This window comes from Kribbella sp. NPDC058245, assembly GCF_042882005.1.
Taxonomy (GTDB): Bacteria; Actinomycetota; Actinomycetes; order Propionibacteriales; family Kribbellaceae; genus Kribbella.
On record NZ_JBHVWY010000013.1, the window covers coordinates 162,640 to 178,962 of the forward strand.

At 67.8% G+C, this 16,323-nt stretch carries 17 protein-coding genes; 5 read left to right on the forward strand and 12 right to left on the reverse strand.

All coding sequences use genetic code 11. From position 1 onward, the window contains the following. Positions 1–250: 250 nt before the first annotated feature. A complete protein-coding gene (locus tag ACFVWG_RS28510) occupies positions 251–1,240 on the forward strand; it encodes an SAM-dependent methyltransferase (RefSeq protein WP_391546495.1) in 990 nt (329 codons plus the stop codon). A gap of 109 nt (positions 1,241–1,349) precedes the next feature. Here the strand turns inward: ACFVWG_RS28510 and rpmB are convergent, their stop codons facing one another. The 5 genes from rpmB to ACFVWG_RS28535 form a co-directional block, all read right to left on the reverse strand. After that, positions 1,350–1,571: a 50S ribosomal protein L28 gene (rpmB, locus tag ACFVWG_RS28515; protein ID WP_184830723.1), complete on the reverse strand. Its 222-nt coding sequence runs from the start codon at positions 1,569–1,571 to the stop codon at positions 1,350–1,352. An 84-nt stretch (positions 1,572–1,655) separates the two neighbouring features. After that, entirely contained in the window at positions 1,656–3,638 is a 1,983-nt protein-coding gene (locus ACFVWG_RS28520) for an aldo/keto reductase (RefSeq protein ID WP_391546496.1), read from the reverse strand. A gap of 31 nt (positions 3,639–3,669) precedes the next feature. After that, positions 3,670–4,500: a carbohydrate ABC transporter permease gene (locus tag ACFVWG_RS28525; RefSeq protein WP_391546497.1), complete on the reverse strand. Its 831-nt coding sequence runs from the start codon at positions 4,498–4,500 to the stop codon at positions 3,670–3,672. Further along, the gene (locus tag ACFVWG_RS28530) at positions 4,487–5,509 is read right to left on the reverse strand and encodes a carbohydrate ABC transporter permease (RefSeq protein WP_391546498.1); all 1,023 of its coding nucleotides are present in this window, start codon (positions 5,507–5,509) and stop codon (positions 4,487–4,489) included. The genes ACFVWG_RS28525 and ACFVWG_RS28530 overlap by 14 nt, the downstream gene beginning before the upstream one ends. A 1-nt stretch (position 5,510) precedes the next feature. Then, on the reverse strand, positions 5,511–6,785 hold the full coding sequence (locus tag ACFVWG_RS28535; protein WP_391546499.1) for an ABC transporter substrate-binding protein: 1,275 nt from the start codon (positions 6,783–6,785) through the stop codon (positions 5,511–5,513). Between the two features lie 113 nt (positions 6,786–6,898). Between ACFVWG_RS28535 and ACFVWG_RS28540 the strand changes: the two genes are divergently transcribed. Then, entirely contained in the window at positions 6,899–7,510 is a 612-nt protein-coding gene (locus ACFVWG_RS28540; RefSeq protein ID WP_391546500.1) for an HAD-IA family hydrolase, read from the forward strand. Here the strand turns inward: ACFVWG_RS28540 and ACFVWG_RS28545 are convergent. Beyond that, a complete protein-coding gene (locus tag ACFVWG_RS28545) occupies positions 7,473–8,597 on the reverse strand; it encodes an MFS transporter (RefSeq protein ID WP_391546501.1) in 1,125 nt (374 codons plus the stop codon). The genes ACFVWG_RS28540 and ACFVWG_RS28545 overlap by 38 nt on opposite strands. Next, the gene (locus ACFVWG_RS28550) at positions 8,594–9,208 is read right to left on the reverse strand and encodes an HAD-IA family hydrolase (RefSeq protein WP_391546502.1); all 615 of its coding nucleotides are present in this window, start codon (positions 9,206–9,208) and stop codon (positions 8,594–8,596) included. The genes ACFVWG_RS28545 and ACFVWG_RS28550 overlap by 4 nt, the downstream gene beginning before the upstream one ends. A 47-nt stretch (positions 9,209–9,255) precedes the next feature. Here ACFVWG_RS28550 and ACFVWG_RS28555 point away from each other — a divergent pair, with 47 nt between their 5' ends. After that, positions 9,256–10,413 (forward strand): ROK family protein, encoded by a 1,158-nt coding sequence (locus tag ACFVWG_RS28555; protein WP_391546503.1) that lies wholly within the window; start codon positions 9,256–9,258, stop codon positions 10,411–10,413. Here ACFVWG_RS28555 and ACFVWG_RS28560 read toward each other — a convergent pair. Genes ACFVWG_RS28560 through ACFVWG_RS28570 form a run of 3 tightly spaced genes read right to left on the reverse strand, consistent with a single transcriptional unit; the run spans position 10,403 to position 12,808 of the window. Further along, on the reverse strand, positions 10,403–11,038 hold the full coding sequence (locus ACFVWG_RS28560) for a DinB family protein (protein ID WP_391546504.1): 636 nt from the start codon (positions 11,036–11,038) through the stop codon (positions 10,403–10,405). The two genes, ACFVWG_RS28555 and ACFVWG_RS28560, sit on opposite strands and share 11 nt — an antisense overlap. After that, the gene (thiD, locus tag ACFVWG_RS28565; RefSeq protein ID WP_391546505.1) at positions 11,035–11,844 is read right to left on the reverse strand and encodes a bifunctional hydroxymethylpyrimidine kinase/phosphomethylpyrimidine kinase; all 810 of its coding nucleotides are present in this window, start codon (positions 11,842–11,844) and stop codon (positions 11,035–11,037) included. The genes ACFVWG_RS28560 and thiD overlap by 4 nt, the downstream gene beginning before the upstream one ends. Position 11,845: 1 nt before the next feature. Beyond that, positions 11,846–12,808, reverse strand: coding sequence for a thiamine-phosphate kinase (locus tag ACFVWG_RS28570; protein ID WP_391546506.1), 963 nt, complete (start codon positions 12,806–12,808; stop codon positions 11,846–11,848). Positions 12,809–12,939: 131 nt separating this feature from the next. Between ACFVWG_RS28570 and ACFVWG_RS28575 the strand changes: the two genes are divergently transcribed. Both ACFVWG_RS28575 and ACFVWG_RS28580 read left to right on the forward strand, forming a co-directional pair. Next, positions 12,940–13,173 (forward strand): Lrp/AsnC family transcriptional regulator, encoded by a 234-nt coding sequence (locus ACFVWG_RS28575; RefSeq protein WP_041290445.1) that lies wholly within the window; start codon positions 12,940–12,942, stop codon positions 13,171–13,173. 39 nt (positions 13,174–13,212) lie between these two features. Further along, on the forward strand, positions 13,213–13,668 hold the full coding sequence (locus tag ACFVWG_RS28580; protein WP_391546507.1) for a DUF3515 domain-containing protein: 456 nt from the start codon (positions 13,213–13,215) through the stop codon (positions 13,666–13,668). A gap of 284 nt (positions 13,669–13,952) precedes the next feature. Here ACFVWG_RS28580 and ACFVWG_RS28585 read toward each other — a convergent pair whose 3' ends face one another. Beyond that, entirely contained in the window at positions 13,953–15,053 is a 1,101-nt protein-coding gene (locus ACFVWG_RS28585) for a D-alanine--D-alanine ligase family protein (RefSeq protein WP_391546508.1), read from the reverse strand. Positions 15,054–15,073: 20 nt separating this feature from the next. Beyond that, the gene (locus tag ACFVWG_RS28590; protein WP_391546509.1) at positions 15,074–16,282 is read right to left on the reverse strand and encodes a cytochrome P450; all 1,209 of its coding nucleotides are present in this window, start codon (positions 16,280–16,282) and stop codon (positions 15,074–15,076) included. Between the last annotated feature and the right edge of the window lie 41 nt (positions 16,283–16,323).

The window sequence follows — 16,323 nt, forward strand, 5'->3', positions numbered from 1 at the left end:
GGTACAAGTCCACCTTGAGCACCGCTCAACCATCTGGTGGGGGCGGATGTGGTTGGTGGGTGCACAAAGTCCCACGCCGGCGGCACCTTGAGCACGGGTCAACCATTCGGTGGGGGCGGAGGTGGTTGGTGGGTGCTCAAGGTCCGGTACGGCGGGAGTCGGGCGCTCGCGGACGGGGTGATGGGCGCGGGCGGGTGGGTGTGGGGTTGCGGATGGGGGGATGTGGGGTGGGCTTCGGTACGGTCGGGCGGTGAATGTGTTGTTCTCGGTTGCGGGTGACAGTTACGAGTGGGCTGTGCGGGAGATCCGTGCCGAGTTCGGGAAGGTGCCGTTTCAGCGGGTCGGTGCGGATATCGGGCGGGTAACCGGCCCGGGGGTGCAGGAGCTGGCCGAGGCTTGTGACTCGGGGCGGATCATGTTCGTCCGGCATCTGACCAACGAGGTCGCGAGCCTGGACGAGTTGCCGCCTGGTTACGAGCTGGCCGAGATGATTCTGAGCGAGCTGCCGGTGTATCCGAAGATGCTCGCGGTGCAGGCGTGGACGGATCGCGCGGGGACCGGCGGGACGTATTACCACCGGATCGAGGAGGCACTGGCCGAGCGCGGAGTGGGAGTCACCCGGTCCGGTCAGGAGTGGGTGGTCTCGTGCTTCGAGAGCCCGCGTGCGGTGCTGCTCGGCGTGAACCGGCTGGCGGACAGCCTGTCGGACTGGCCCGGTGGGCGGATGCGGCTCGCGAGAGGTGAGGAACGCGTCTCGCGGTCGGAGTTCAAGCTGGAAGAGGCGATCGCGACCTTCGGGCTGGAGTTGCCGCCGGGTGGCAAGGCGGTCGACCTCGGCGCCTCACCAGGCGGCTGGACGCGGATCCTGCGGCTGCATGGGCAGGAGGTGTGGTCGGTGGACCCTGGCTACCTGGACGAGCGGCTGCACGGCGACCGCGGGATCCATCACGCGGCGACGACCGCCGGCCGGTTCTTCGCCGAGAACCGGACCAGGTTCGACGTCGCGGTGAACGACATGCGGATGGACCAGGTGCTGAGCGCCCGGATGATGCTCGACGCGGCCCAGCACCTCAAGGCCGGTGGACTCGCGGTGGTGACCCTGAAGGGCGGCGGCAAGAACCCGCTCGACGGCGCCCGCCGCGGACTAGACGTCCTGGGCGCGGAGTACGACGTACTGCACGCGCGCCAGCTCCACCACAACCGCAACGAAATCACGGTCGTAGCCCGCAGACGGCGCTAACTCTTTCCCCACCCCACGGCCCTGGACAGGAGAAACACGACAAGGCGCCCCGGGTCGAAACCCGAGGCGCCTGTGTCAGCCCTACACGGAAAGACTTGCAGGCGGTCGACTAGCCGACTACGCGCTGGACCTTGCCGGCCTTGATGCAGGACGTGCAGACCTTCATGCGGGTCGGGGTTCCCTTGATGATCGCCCGGACCGGCTGGATGTTGGGGTTGAAACGGCGGGGCGTACGAGCCTTGACCCGCCGGATCATCGCGCCCTTACCCAGGCGGGCAACGCTGTTGCCGAACGTCGGCTGCTTGCCGCAGACATCGCACTTCTTAGACATGATTCTCCGTGTTCAGGGTCGTGACACCGACAAACCATGTTACATGGGTGTCAGGGCTCGACCAATTCGGTCAACCTACGCTCGTCACGCAGTGAGGTACGCCACTTCTTCGTCAGTCAGCGACACTGTCAGACCAGGCGTCGAGGTCCGCGTCTCACTGATGTGCCGGGGCCCGATCAACGGGAACACCGGGTACGGCTGATGCAGCAACCAGGCCAGTGCGATCGCGGTCGGCTCGACTCCCTTGGCGGCCGCGAGCTCCCGGGCCCGGTCCAGTCTACGGAAGTTCTCGTCGGAGTAGAAACAGCGGACCAGTTCCTCGTCCGACCGGTCCTCGGGTTTCGCCCGTCCGGTGAAGAATCCGCGGGCCTGACTCGACCACGGGAACAGCGCAACCTGACGGTCCCGCAACCAGGCCTGCGACTCGTCGTCCGACACATGCCGGCACCCGGCCCACGGTACGTCGTACGCTCGCGCGAGGCTGAGGTGGTTGCTCAGCAGCGTGAACGGTTGCTTTCCATGAGCCGTCGCATACGCGTTGGCCTCGTCGAATCGCTCGAGCGACCAGTTGGACCCACCGTACGCCTTGATCCGGCCGGCCTTGAAGTGCTCATCCAGTACGTCGACGAACTCGCCGACCGGGATTTCCTCGTTGTCGCGGTGCATCAGGTACAGATCGACGTGGTCGGTCTGCAGCCGCCCGAGGCTCTCCTCCAGCTGGCTGGTGATGGAGGAGGGATCACAGTGCGGGGTGTGCGCACCCTTGCCGATGACAACGACCTCGTCGCGGTTGCCGCGCGTCTTCATCCACTGGCCGAGCAGCTTCTCGCCGTACCCGCCGCTGTAGATATAGGCCGTGTCGAACGTCGTCCCGCCACGCTCGACGAAGTCGTCGAAGACCGTGGCGGCGTGGGTGAGGCTGTACTGGTTGTCCACGCCCATCACGACCCGCGAGACCTGCTTGTCCAGGCCGGCGACGGTCCCGTACTTCATCGGGGCATCGGTACGTCGGGCCAACGGCCGGCCGCTCGCGGTCGGGATCGCGGCGTCGTCGCGCTCGATCGCGTACTGCTGACCGATCGCCGCCCGCCAAGCGTCCTGGACCGTGAGGTTGCCGAGAGTGTCGGCCCAGTTCATCTCGGGTGCCTGGCGTTCGGAGATGGCCGCGGCGACCGCCTCTGCTTCGGCCGCGTAGATGAGCGCGGGCTCGGCCGAGATCTCGCGCACGCTCTCGCCGACCTTGTGCAGGGTGACGTGCGTCGGCTTGCCGTCGCCGCCGAACCACGGGTCCTCGACGATCAGGTAGCCCTTGCTGCCGACGATCCGGACCTGGTTCTGGTCGCCGAGCCGGACGCCGGTCGTGACGTGCGCGGTGACGCCGCCGTCGAAGAACAGCGTCGCGGCGGTCCACTCGTCAGCGCCGGTCTCCCCCACTGTCCCGACCGCGTTCACGGCGGCAGGTTCGGCGTACGGGAGTCCTCGGTCGGCGCCGGCGATCAGGCGCGCGTACGAGACCGGGTAGCCGCCGACGTCGAGGATGCCGCCGCCCGCGAGCTCGTCGGCGTAGATGCGGCTGGTCGGGTTGAAGGAGGCGTTGAACGCGAACGTCGCCTCGATCTGGTGGACCTTGCCGACCTCACCGTCGCGGACCAACTGGGCGACCAGCTTGGTCTGCGGGAGGCAGCGGTACATGTACGCCTCCATCAGGAAGACGTCGTTGCGCACCGCCGCCTCGATGATCGCCTCGGCCCAGGCCTTGTTGATCGCGAGCGGCTTCTCGCACAGCACGTGCTTGCCCGCGTCAGCCGCCTTGATCGCCCACTCGGGGTGCATCGGATGCGGCGTCGCGACATAGATCGCGTCCACGGTCTCGTCGGCCAGCAAGGCGTCGTACGAGCCGTGCCTGGTCGGGATGTCGAAACGGTTGCCGAACTCGTCGGCGGAGGCGAGCGACCGGCTGCCGACCGAGACCACCTCGTTGGCCGGTGAGGTCGGCACCTGCTCGGCGAAGCGGGACGCGATGTTCCCGGTCCCGAGAATGCCCCAGCGGAGTTTGCTGTCAGTCAAAGGAGATCCCTCGTCAGGTTTTTGAGGACGGTCAAGACTTCATGGCGCCGGCCGCGAGGTCGGCGATGAACGAGCGGGCGCCGATCAGGAAGACCCCGATCAACGGAATCACACTCATCAACGCTCCGGCCATCACCATCGAGTAGTCGGTGTTGTACAGGCCGTTGAGCTGGTCGAGCGCGACCTGCAGGGTGAGCCGGTTGGGGTCGGTCATCACGATCAACGGCCAGAGGTAGTCGTTCCAGACGTTGATGAAGGTGAAGATGCCGAGGAAGGCCATGCCGGGCCGCAGTACCGGCAGACCGACACTCAGGTACTGCCGGAAGAAGCCGGCGCCGTCGACCTTGGCGGCCGAGATCAGTTCGTCCGGGATCGCGCCCGCGGCGTACTGGCGCATCCAGAAGATGCCGAACGCGTTCGCGGCCCCGGGGATGATGAGCGCCTTCAGCGATCCGATCCACCCGAACTGCGCCAGCGTCACGAACTGCGGCACCAGCGAGAGCTGGGCCGGGATCATGAAAGTTGCCAAGAGCAACCCGAACAGCACCTTGCGGCCGGGGAACTCGTACTTCGCGAACGCGAAGGCCGCCAGCGAGTCGAAGAACAGCACCAGCACAGTGACAGACACCGAGGCGATCAGCGTGAGCAGCATCGAACCGAAGAAGTCGACGTTGTCGAGCACCTTGCCCATGTTCTCGAACAGGTGCGAGCCGATCCACAGCTTCGGCGGGTAGGCGAAGATGTCCGGTGTGGTGTTGGAGGCCATCACGACCATCCAGTAGAACGGGAACAGCGAGACCGCGACACCGAGCATCAGCACGACGTGACCGACGGTGCTGCGCAGGCGCTCAGCGGGCGTCATCAGCAGCCTCCTTCTGTACGGCGATCTTGCGTTCCACCCGGCGTTTGGCCCGGCTCGTCACGCGTTCGTCGTCGTTGCCGCCGATCAGCCGCCAGTTGATGATGCTGAACAGCACGATCAGGATGAACAGCGCCCAGCCGATGGCGGCGCCGTACCCGAACTGGTTCTTGATGAACGCGCTCTGGTAGAGGTACGAGACGATCGTCATGCCTGCGTCGCCCGGACCGCCGATGTTGTTGGTGTCGCCGAACAGCACCCGCGACTCGGTGAAGATCTGCAGCCCGCCGATGGTCGAGGTGACCGCGGTGAACAGGATCACCGGCCGCAACATCGGCACGGTGATCCGCCAGAACGTCTGCCGCGGGCTCGCGCCGTCCATCTTGGCGGCCTCGTAGACATCGGCCGAGATCGCCTGCAACCCGGCCAGGTAGATGATCGCGTTGTAGCCGACCCAGCGCCAGGTGACGATCGTCGCGATCGCGATCTTGATCCCCCACGGCTGCGTCAGCCAGTCGAACTTGGCGAGCCCGATCGACTGCAGGAACGCGTTCAGCAGACCGAAGTTGTTGCTGAAGATCGACCCGAAGACGAGCGTGACGGCGACCACCGAGGTGACGTTCGGGATGAAGTACGCGATCCGGTAGAAGGTGCGGAACCGGGTCGCGTTGTGCAGCGCGTTCGCGATCACCAGCGCGAGCAGCAGCATCGGGACCGTCGACAGCACCCAGATGATCATCGTGTTGCCGATGGCTTTCCAGAACGTCGGATCACTGAGCAGGTAGCTGTACTGCTCGAGTCCGACCCACTTCATCGACCCGATGCCGTCCCAGGAATGGAACGAGATCCAGATCGAGAACAGGATCGGGAACGCCCCGAAGACCGCGAACAGGATGAAGAACGGCGAGATCGCCGCGTACTGCGGGAACGCCTGCCGGACCTTGTTCGGCGGCTTCTCGTCGGTCTCCTGGGTCGTGTGCACAGTGGCCGGGAGAGCTTTGCTGACCGCCATCTCAGATCGCCCCCGCCCGGGTCAGTTCCCGCTCGATCTGCCGTTGGGCGTCTTTCCACGCCTGGTCCGGCGCCTTGCCGCCGGTCTCGACGTTGACCAGCTCGGCGCTGAGCGGCGAACCGATGATCGAGTCGTACGGCGAGAAGTACGCGCCGGGGTACTTCTTCGCGGACTCGGCGAACACGTCCACGATCTGCTGCCCGCCGAAGAACTCGTCCGGCGCGCTCAGCCGGGAGTCGGTGTAGGAGGCCGGCGTGGACGGGAACAGCACCGGGTCGAGGAAGGCCTGGGCCTGGTTCTTCGCCGACTCCAGCCAACTGATGAAGGCGAACGCCGCGGCCGGGTTCTTGCAGTACTTCGTGATCGCGAGGAACGAGCCACCGCGGTTGCCGGGTCCACCAGGAGCCGCCGTCACCCGCCACAGGCCCTTCGTCTTCGGCGCCGCGTTCTTCGGTCCGAGCTGCGCCCACCAGACCGCAGCGTTGAACGCGACCAGCTTGCCGTTGCTGATGATGGCCTTGGCGTCCGTCGACCCGTCCTGAGCGTTGGCCGACAGCCCTTCCTTCACCACCCGTACGGCGAGATCGAACGCCTCCCGCACGTGGTCCTGATCGCCGATGTACTGACCGTCGGCGCTCATGTACCGCTTCGGCGCCTGCGCCATCCGGTAGGCGAAGATGCTGTTCACGTTGTCGGTGATCGCGGAGCCGGGAGCCGCCTGCTGGATCTTCTTGCCGAGGGCGATGTAGGTGTCCCAGTCCGGCGCCTGCTCGGCGAGGGCGGCCGGATCGACGTCGACCCCGGCCTTCTGCAGAAGGTCGCTGCGGTAGAACAGCGCGGTCGGACCGGTGTCCATCGGGTAGGCCATCATCTTGTTCTGGGTGACGCCGAGCTTCCACTTCCAGGGCAGGAAGTCCGCCTCCCGGTCCCGGGCGCCGAGCTCGTACAGGTCGTGGAACTGGTCCGCGTTCGGGAAGTAGGTCGCGACGTCGTCGTTGATCGCGACGATGTCGGGCACCAGGGACTTGCCGGCCAGCGCGGTCAGCACCTTGGTCTTGTAGTTGCTCCCGATCCGGGTCATCGACAGCTTCAGGCCGTCGTACCCGGGGATCGCCTTCTCGGCCTGCGCGATCAGGTCGTCGTTGACCGAGCCGACCCAGGTCCACATACTCAGTTCGCTCGCGGTCCCCAGCGAACTGCGGGAACCACATCCGGTCAGCCCCACGGCAGCGGCGGCGGCACCGCCTGCGAGGAACGTCCTTCTGCTCAGCGGCATACGCCTCACCCGGCGCTTTCTGTTGGAAGCTGTCCGATCGTGTTTACGTAGCCATTAGGTAAGCGCATACCGGCTTAACCGGTCAAGGGGTGGGGCTGACAGGATGAGTTCCTATGACGCCCGAGATCACTACTGTCCTCTTCGACGCCGACGGCGTCATCCAGCGCGGCACCCAGGACTGGACCGGCCGGCTGCACGCGATGGTCGCCGGTGACGGCGAAGGTTTCATCAACGACCTGATGCTGTCCGAGGGGCCCGCGCTCGTGGGCAAGGAGGAGTTCCGGGACGCGGTGGGCGGCGTACTGAAGCGCTGGCACGTCACGGCGAGCCTCGACGAGGTGCTCGAGCCGTGGAGCTGGTTCGCCGCCGAGCCGGTGGTGGTCGAGCTGATCCAGAAGCTGCGCCAGGCCGGGATCAAGTGCCACCTGGCCACCAACCAGCACGCCTACCGCCGCGACGTGATGCAGGAGCGCGGGTACGGCGACTGGTTCGACCAGTCGTTCTATTCGTGCGACCTGGGCCTCCGCAAACCCGACCCGGCCTACTTCCGCGCGATCCTGTCGGCGACCGGCGCTCCAGCCTCCTCGGTCCTGTTCGTCGACGACCTCTCGGTGAACGTCGAAGGCGCCCGCTCCATCGGTATCAACGCCGAGGTCTACGACCTCAACACCGCCGGACCGGACGCCCTCACCGACTTGCTACGGAAGTACGGACTACCGGCCTGACGCTGCGGCTGAGGGCGAAGAGGATCAGTAGCAGCGGGATGGTGATCAGGTAGGCCAGGCGGAGATCGACGAGGCGCGCTAGGCCTGCCAGGGCGGCTGGGGTGATGAGGATGGCGGTGCCGGAGGCGAGGGCGCCGAGGGCTGCCAGGCGGGTGGGGCTGAGGCCGGGCATCGCTACTAGCGCTGCGAGGGTGACCGGGTAGAGCGGGGCGACGCCGATGCCGGCGATGATCAGGCCGAGGGCGATCAGGGCGGGCGCGTTGAGCAGGCTGACAAACAGGGTGCCGATGATCGCGAGGCTGCCGCCGATGACCACCGGGGGCACCGAGCGCCAGTGGACTGGGCCGATTGCCCGTCCCACGGCCATTCCGATCGGGAAGCTGCTGCCGAGGAGGGCTGCGACGGCCAGGGTCAGTCCGGAGTCGACCAGCCGAGCCACTGCCCAGACGACGAAGCAGAACTCGACACCAACAGCCAGTACGACGCGCAGCCAGCCGAGGGCCACGGTCCGGCCGACCGCGTGACCAGTGGGTGCTTCGGACAGGACAGGCGGTACGACGTCCGGGCCTTTGACGGTGGCCAGGATCAGCAGCGGCGGTACGGCGACCAGCATGGCGACGCGACCGGTGATCCCGAGAGCGTCGATCAGGCCAATGGTGAGCGGGGCGAGGATGCCGGCTGCGCTGGAGACCGCATTGACGCGGCTGAGCCGTGCAGCGGCAGTAGGCCCGTGGAGCATCAGTGGGGCGAGCAGGACAAGCAGTGCACCGCCCAGACCGATACAGAGCCCGCCGACGACCACAACGGCGTACACGGGAGCTAGAGCGAGCAGTGCGGCACCGACGGCGCAGATGACGGAGCCAGCGCGCAGTACGACGCCGATCGACCAGGCGCGCAGGAGTCGGGGGCCTACTGCGGCCACGATCACCAGACCGACAGCGAAGGCGGACGAGAGCAGGGCCAGCCGACCAGTGGGCTCGTGGAGGTCGCGGGCGAGGATGGCGACGCAGGCGCCCAGGCCTGCGAGCAGATAGCCCAGTGAGGAGAGGCTGATCCCGATCTGCAGCTCCTCGGACCGCGCGGTCATTCGGTGAACAGCTGGACGAGGCGGTGGAGGTCCGGCAGCCGGATGTCGGCCGGGATGCCCTTCACACCGGCGGTGGTGGCGCCTGAGGCTTTGCCAGCAGCCAGACCAACGGGCGTGTCCTCGACGACCAGGCAGCGCTGAATCTCGACACCCACCAGCTCGGCGGCGCGGAGGTAGCCCTCAGGGTTGGGTTTGCCGTAGGCGACGTCGTCGATGGTGACCAGGATCGACGGCGCGATCCCCGCGGCGGCGAGCCGGACCTTGGCCAGCACGTCCGGGGCGCTCGTGTAGACCGCCCACGGCAGGCCGAGGCGTTCGAGGGTCGCGATCAGTTCGTGCGCACCGGGGGTCGGCACGACATCGGAGACGTCGTCGGTCTCGAGTTCAAGGACGCGGGTGCCCGCGGCAGCACGCTCGGAGTCGGTCAGGTCGGGCAGGAACTGCGCGACGGTGGCCGCCGCCGGGTTGCCGTGGGCGACCGCCAGCACCTCGGCCGGCGAGAGGCCGTACTCCGTTGCCCAGGTGCTCCAGCTCCGGTCGACGACCGCATCCGAATCGACGAGGGTGCCATCCATGTCGAACAGCACTGCGCGGATGTCCCGGATCTCCACTGCTCCTCCATTAAACTCGTCGTACGAGTATAAGATGGGACAATGTTATGACCAGTGGGCGCCGTGGACAATGGCAGACCGCCGCCGAGATCCTCACCCGGGTGAGCCGACACCCGGGGATCACCCGCGCCGCTGTCGCGCAGGAGCTCCGGCTGAGCACCAGCTCGGCTACGGAGGTGACGGCTCGGCTGCGTGAGGCGCATCTGCTGTCCGAAGCACCGGCACCGAGCCGAGGGCGTGGTCGGCCGACCACGCTGCTGCAGGCGCACCCGTCTGGTCCGCTAGCGCTGGCGCTCGACCTGCGGCAGAGCAACTGGCGCACTGCGGTCGTCGGGCTCGACGGCTCGTTCCTGAGCCAGGATGACCACCGGCACCGCACACGCCGTGCCTCAACAGTGCTCGGGAACCTCCACCGCGCCGTACAGGAAGCACAGCACCAGTACGGCGATCGGCTGCGCGCTGTTGGTTTGGCTGTGCCCGGGACTTTGCGCGGCAGCCTGCTGCTGCAGTCGTCGGCGCCGGAGTGGGCTGCACTCGACCTCGAGACGATCACTGCCGGCACGGATCTGCCGCTGGTGGCCGGCAACGACGCCACCCTCAGCGGACTCGCCGAGGCACGCGGCGGGGCTGCCGTCGGCGCGGGGACGGCACTGCACCTCATCATCGAGGCAGGTATCGGCGGGACGCTGCTCATCGACGGCGCACCGGCGCTCGGCGCATCTGGAGCGGCCGGCGAGTTCGGGCACACGCCGTACGGAGACCGGAGCCGTGCCTGTCTCTGTGGTGCACACGGTTGCTGGAACCTGGAGGTGGACGGACGCGCACTCGCCTACCACCTGCAGGAGCCCGATCCTGACGATCCGCACGCCTACACCCTGCAGGTCCTGGCCCGCACCGACGCCGCGGCCGTGCAGGCGGTCGAGAAGGTCGTCGCGGCGATCGGCGCCGGACTGGCCGGGCTGGTCAACGCCCACGACCCCGACGTGATCACCATCGGCGGCCTGGCGGTCCCTCTCCGAGCAGCCGCCGAGGATGTCTTCCACCAGGCCTACCTGGCCAGCCTTATGCACTTCCACCGCGCGGACCCGCCGCCCGTCGTACCGGCAGCCCACCAGTCCGACGGTCCCCTCCGGGGCGCCGCCGCGCTGGCGCTCGACCACCTCATGACAGAGGAGGCGCTCGCCAACTGGGCAGCTACTCGGTGACCGCCTCGGCAGCCTCGGTTTCAGCTTCGGCCTCTGCCTCGGTTTCCTCCACCTCGACCGGCTTCGGCTTGGGCACGATCGGTGGCTCCACCTTGGCCAGGATGCCCAGGATGTCGTGGCGGTGGTGCTGGACCTCGTGGGCGGTGTGGCGGATGACCCAGCCCAGCGAGCGAGGCATCCGGACCGGGTAGTTGTAGAGGCCCAGCTTGCCCAGCTGTGGCGGCGTGAGGACTCGCGCGGCAGCACCGAACTCCTTGGCGAACCGCACGAGGGCAGCAGCGACCTCCATGGGGTCCTGGTGTTCGTACTTGGCCTGCTTCACGCGCCCGGTGCGGTCCATGGGCGCGTAGACCGGGCGGTCCTCGGCGAGGCACTGGGCGATGCGCAGGCGCTGCACTTCCAGTACGTCGCGGACGTGGCAGGCGTACTCGATCGCCGACCACACCTCGGGCTCGGGCCGCAGCCGTACGACGTTGGAGTCCGGACCTGCGGCGGCCTTGGTGAGCGCCATGCTGCAGTCGGCGGACTGGCGGACGAGCAGGGTCACTGTGCCCTGCAGGTCACCGGTGTCGTAGTTGAAGCCGCACTGCTCGCAGTACCCGTCGACCGGGGGCTGCTTCGTCAACTGCCACTCCCTCGAAATCTCCACGCGTGATCGACCGGACCGATCCCACCACCGAGTGCGAACCCGGCCTGGATCGCACCGGTCACGTACTCCTTGGCGGCACCGACCGCACTCTCGACGTCGTACCCACGAGCCAGGTACGTCGCGATCGCGCTCGCCAACGTACATCCGGTGCCATGGGTGTGCCGGTTGTCGGCCCGGACCGCACTGTAGGCCCGTCGGACCCCAGCGCCGTGCAACACGTCAACAGCGGCCGTGCCGACATCATGCCCGCCTTTGACGAGCACCCAGGACGCACCGGCCTCCAGCAGGATCTTGGCGGCCAGATCGCGGTCCTCGACGGTCTCCAGCGAGACACCGGCGACAGGACCCAGCTCAGTCAGGTTCGGCGTCAGCACAGTCGCCAGTGGCACGATCTCAGCCCGTACGGCGTCCATCGCGTCCGCGGCGAGTAGCGCGTCACCATGCTTGGACACCGACACCGGATCGACCACCACCGGCACCGACGGCGGCAGCGTGCGCAGGAGCGACGCGACGACGCGCACCATCGATTCGGACGCCAGCATGCCGGTCTTCACCGCATCCACACCGATGTCGTCGACCACACTGTGGAACTGCGCCCGCACCTGTTCCTCAGGCAGCTCCCAAGCCCCCTGCACACCCAGACTGTTCTGTGCGGTGATCGCCGTCAGCACGCTCATCCCGTGCACACCGTTGGCCAGCATCGTCTTCAGGTCGGCCTGGATCCCAGCGCCTCCGCCGGAGTCCGAACCGGCGATCGTCAGCACGCGTGGCGGTCGATTCATCTCAGCTCCTGAAGTGGGCGTGGCCGGACTCGGCGGCGTACGACGCTCCGTCGACGGTGACCGTACCGGCCGGGCGATCCTCATTGCCTTCGGCAACTGATCCGATGACGGTCCAGCCCTCCGGTACGTCGGCCGGCTCGAAGGTACCGACCAGTGCGTGGTCCTCTCCCCCGGTCAGCACGAACTTGAGCGCGTCCACCCCAGTCGCCGCGGCCACCGCCTGCAGCGGCTCCGGTACGGCGAGAGCCTTCGTGTGGATGTCGATGACGACGTGACTGGCCACAGCGATGTGACCGAGGTCAGCCAGCAGGCCGTCGCTCACATCACACATGGACGACGCTCCGGCGAGCGCGGCCCGCGGACCTTCGCCGTACGGCGGTTGTGGGCGCCGGTGTGCCTCGACCACAGTCCGCGGTGACCGGAAGCCTCGTGTCAGCACGGCATAACCGGCCTCGGCCCACCCCAGTCGACCGGCGACGGCCACCTCATCACCGGGCCGCGCGCCAGACCGTAGTACTGGCGCCCGTCCGTCGAGTGAACCGAAGGCTGTCACCGAGATGACGATCTTGTCGGACTGCACGGTGTCGCCACCCACGATGGCCGCGGACACCAGCTCACACTCGTCCACGAGCCCCTGGTAGAGCTCCTGGACCCAGGCGACCGGCAGGTCCGCAGGTCCACCAAAACCGATCACCAGTGAGGTCGGTCGAGCCCCCATCGCCACGACGTCGGCCAGGTTCTGTGCGGCGGCCTTGCGGCCCACGTCGTACGCGGAAGACCAGTCCTGACGGAAATGGCGGCCCTCGACCAGCAGGTCGGTGGTGATCACCATGCGGCCGTCGGGCGCGGCGACGACGGCGGCGTCGTCGCCTGGACCGACCAGGACGTCCTCAGTGGTGGACAGCCCCTTGGTGAGGGCCTCGATCAGGCCGAACTCACCTGTGCTCCCCAACGTCTCTGTCACGTCAGCAGACCTCCCATGTACCGGAACGGAGTCTAGGCGGTACCGTGACCGGGCAACGAAGAGTACGCCCGGCGCGTGTGCAGTACCGTGGCCGGTGCCCAGCTGAGGACGACTGAGTGGAGAACGACGTGGTGGTCCAGGCCTACATCCTGATCCAGACCGAGGTCGGCAAGGCCGCCGATGTCGCAGCGCAGATCGCCGAGGTCCAGGGCGTCACCCTGGCCGAGGACGTCACCGGTCCGTACGACGTGATCGTCCGCGCGGAAGCCCGCAACGTCGACGAACTGGGCAAACTGGTGGTTGCCCGCGTTCAGAACGTGCCCGGGATCACCCGCACGCTGACCTGCCCCGTCGTCCACATCTGAACGGGTCCAAGGCCGCCACTGCCACTCGTTTCGTTTCGCATGCCCAAGTTCCTGCTCGCTGCACTCGGCCTGCTCGTGCTCGCCGGGTGCAGCCCGGGCCCCACGCCGGTCCCGGTGCCGTCACCGGCCCCTGAGGTCGCGGCTGCCTGTGAGCCGCTGATCAAGGCGCTGCCGGCCAAGGTGCTCGACGCCAAGCGCCGCAAGGCCGACCCGCCCAGCCCGCTCACCACCGCGTACGGCGATCCGCCGATCGAGGTGACCTGTGGGGTCGCCCAACCGGCCGGGATGGCCCAGGCGCAGTCCCAGTGCTTCGAGGTGAACGGCGTCGGCTGGTTCGCCAAAGAGGTCACCAACGGCACCATCTTCACCACCATCGGCCGGGCGCTGTACCTGGAGATCGCAGTCCCCGACAAGTACAGCCCCGAGGCGAATGCCCTCACCGACGTCTCCGACGCCGTCAAGCAGTACAACAAGCTCATCACCCCCTGCACCTAAGCCCCGCCCGCCCCGCCCCGCCCCGCCGCACTCCGCCCGCCTCGCCTCGCCCCGCCCCGCCCCGCCTCGCCGGCAATTTCAGGGGATCTCCCCTGAAATTGCCGGTTCTCCGGTCAAAAATTGAGGGGAGAACCGGCGAACTGGAGGGATATCCGTTCATATTGCACGGGCCGGCAGGCAGGGGTGGGCAGGGGTGGGCAGGGCACGGGTGGGCGGAGCAGGGGTGGCTCGATGGGCCGCGTCGGTGAGCGTGGGACCGGTTCGCGGCGGCTGAGGATGGCGCCTCAGCGCAGGCCGGTCGACCGGGTCAGGGCCAGGGTCAGCAGGCGGTCGACGAGAGCGGGGTAGTCGAGGCCGGACGCGTTCCACAGCAGCGGGAACATGCTCTTCGGCGTGAAGCCCGGCATGGTGTTGATCTCGTTGATGACGATCCGGCCGTCCGGCTCCAGGAAGAAGTCGACCCGGGCCAGCCCCTCCCCCTCGATCGCCTCGAACGCGGTCACCGCTTGCGCCCGCAACTGCGCCGCGACCTCGTCCGGGAGTTCCGCAGGGATCGTCAGCGCGGCGAAGTCATCACCCTCGGGCAGGTACTTCGTCTCGAAGTCGTAGAACTCGTGCCCGCCCCCCGAGACCGTGATCTCGCCGCAGACACTCGCATCGGGACGAGCGCCGTTCAGACCCTGCAGTACGGCGACCTCGATCTCGCGCGGGTTCGTCGCGGCGGCCTCGATCAGCACCTTCGGATCGTGCACGCGCGCCGCCGCGATGGCCTCGTCAAGCTCCTCCGGCCCGTCCACCTTGCTGATGCCCAGGCTCGACCCACCGCGCGCAGGCTTTACGAACACCGGGTAGCCGAGTGCATCCACCGCCGCCCGGTCCACCTGCGCGCCCCGTACGACGACGTACGGGGTGATCTGCAGACCGGCGGCCTGGAGGACGACCTTCATGAAGTGCTTGTCCATGCCGACGGCACTGGCCAGTACGCCGGAACCGACGTACCGGATGTCTGTCATCTCCAGCAGTCCCTGGATGGTGCCGTCCTCACCCCAGGGACCGTGCAGCAGCGGGAAGACCACGTCGACCTCGCCGAGCGTGTTCGGCACCGAGCCAGGCTCGTTGACGACGAGCTCCCGGTTCGAGCCGAACAGCACCGGCAACGCGGTGACGTCGACCTCGGGGAGCTTGCCGTCGGTGATCGACAGGTGCTCCGGGTCGCCGCTCTCCAGCACCCAGTGGCCGCTGGTGCTGATGCCGATCGGGATCACGTCGTACTTGTCCCGGTCGATCGCCTGCAGGACGTTGGCGGCGGTCACACACGAGATGGCGTGCTCGCTCGAGCGGCCGCCGAAGACCACCGCGACCCGGATTTTGCGTTCAGAGCTCACCGGCCCGACTTTAGCGGGCCCTACCAGGTGACCGGCAACGCCTGTACGCCGTACACCAGGCTGTTGTCCTTGAACTTGATCTCGTCGAACGGGACGGCCAGCCGCAGCGTCGGGATCCGCGCGTAGAGCCGGGTGAAGACCTCCTGCAGTTCGACGCGGGCCAGCTGCTGACCGAGGCACTGGTGCGGTCCGAAGCCGAAGGCGACGTGGGCCGAGCCCTGGCGAGCCACGTCCAACTCGCCTGGGTTCTCGAACACCTCCGCGTCCCAGTTCGCCGCTGACAGAGCGGCCACCAGGTAGTCGCCGGCCTCGATCGTGGCGGCTCCGGACGGGATGTCGTCGGTCACGTGCCGGAACAGGCCGAACTGGATGACGGACAGATACCGGAGCAGCTCCTCGACCGCGGTCGCCGCGAGCTCTGGCTTCGCCCGGAGCGCCTCGAGCTGACCGGGCTCGCGAAGCAGCGCGAGGGTGCTGAGCGCGATCATGTTCGCGGTCGTCTCGTGCCCGGCGATCAGCAGGGTGATGCCGATGGTCACCAGCTCGGGGATCGTGAGGTTCTCGCCCAGCTCCTCGCCACGAGTGATCACGCGGGACAGCATGTCGTCCGCACGGTCGGCCTGCTTGGCCATCACCAGTCCGGCCATGTACTGGTTGAGCGCGTCGGCGACCCTCGTGACCTCATCGGGGTCGGCGTCGATCGACACCAGCACCGCGCTGCGCTCCTGGAACTCGGCCCGGTCCTCGTACGGCACGCCGAGGAGCTCGCAGATGACCAGCGACGGGATCGGGAGCGCGAACGCCTCGACCAGATCGATCGGGCCGCCGTGCGCGAGCATCGCGTCGATGTGCTCGTCGATCAGCTTCGCGACCCGCGGCCGGTACGCCTCCATCCGCTTGACCGCGAACTCCGTGGCCAGCACCCGCCGCAACCGCCGGTGCGCCAGGCCGTCGACCTGCAGGATCGAGCCGGACTCGACCTCCCGGTCGAGCTCCACGGCCGCGATGACGTGATCGGACGGCGCCGACCGGGAGCTGAGCGCGGGATCCCGGAGCACCGTGCGGACGTCGTTGTACCGGCTGACAACCCAGGCGTCGACACCGGCCGGGGTGGACACCTTCGAGGGCGCCTCGCGGTCGCGCAGAGCGGCGTAGCCGCTGGCCGGGTCGAACGGGCAGCCGGACGGCCGCTGCGTCGGGAAAGCCGGCCTGGTCGCGTTCTCGGTCATGCGCACCCCTATCGATCGATTATGGCAGTCACTACCATATG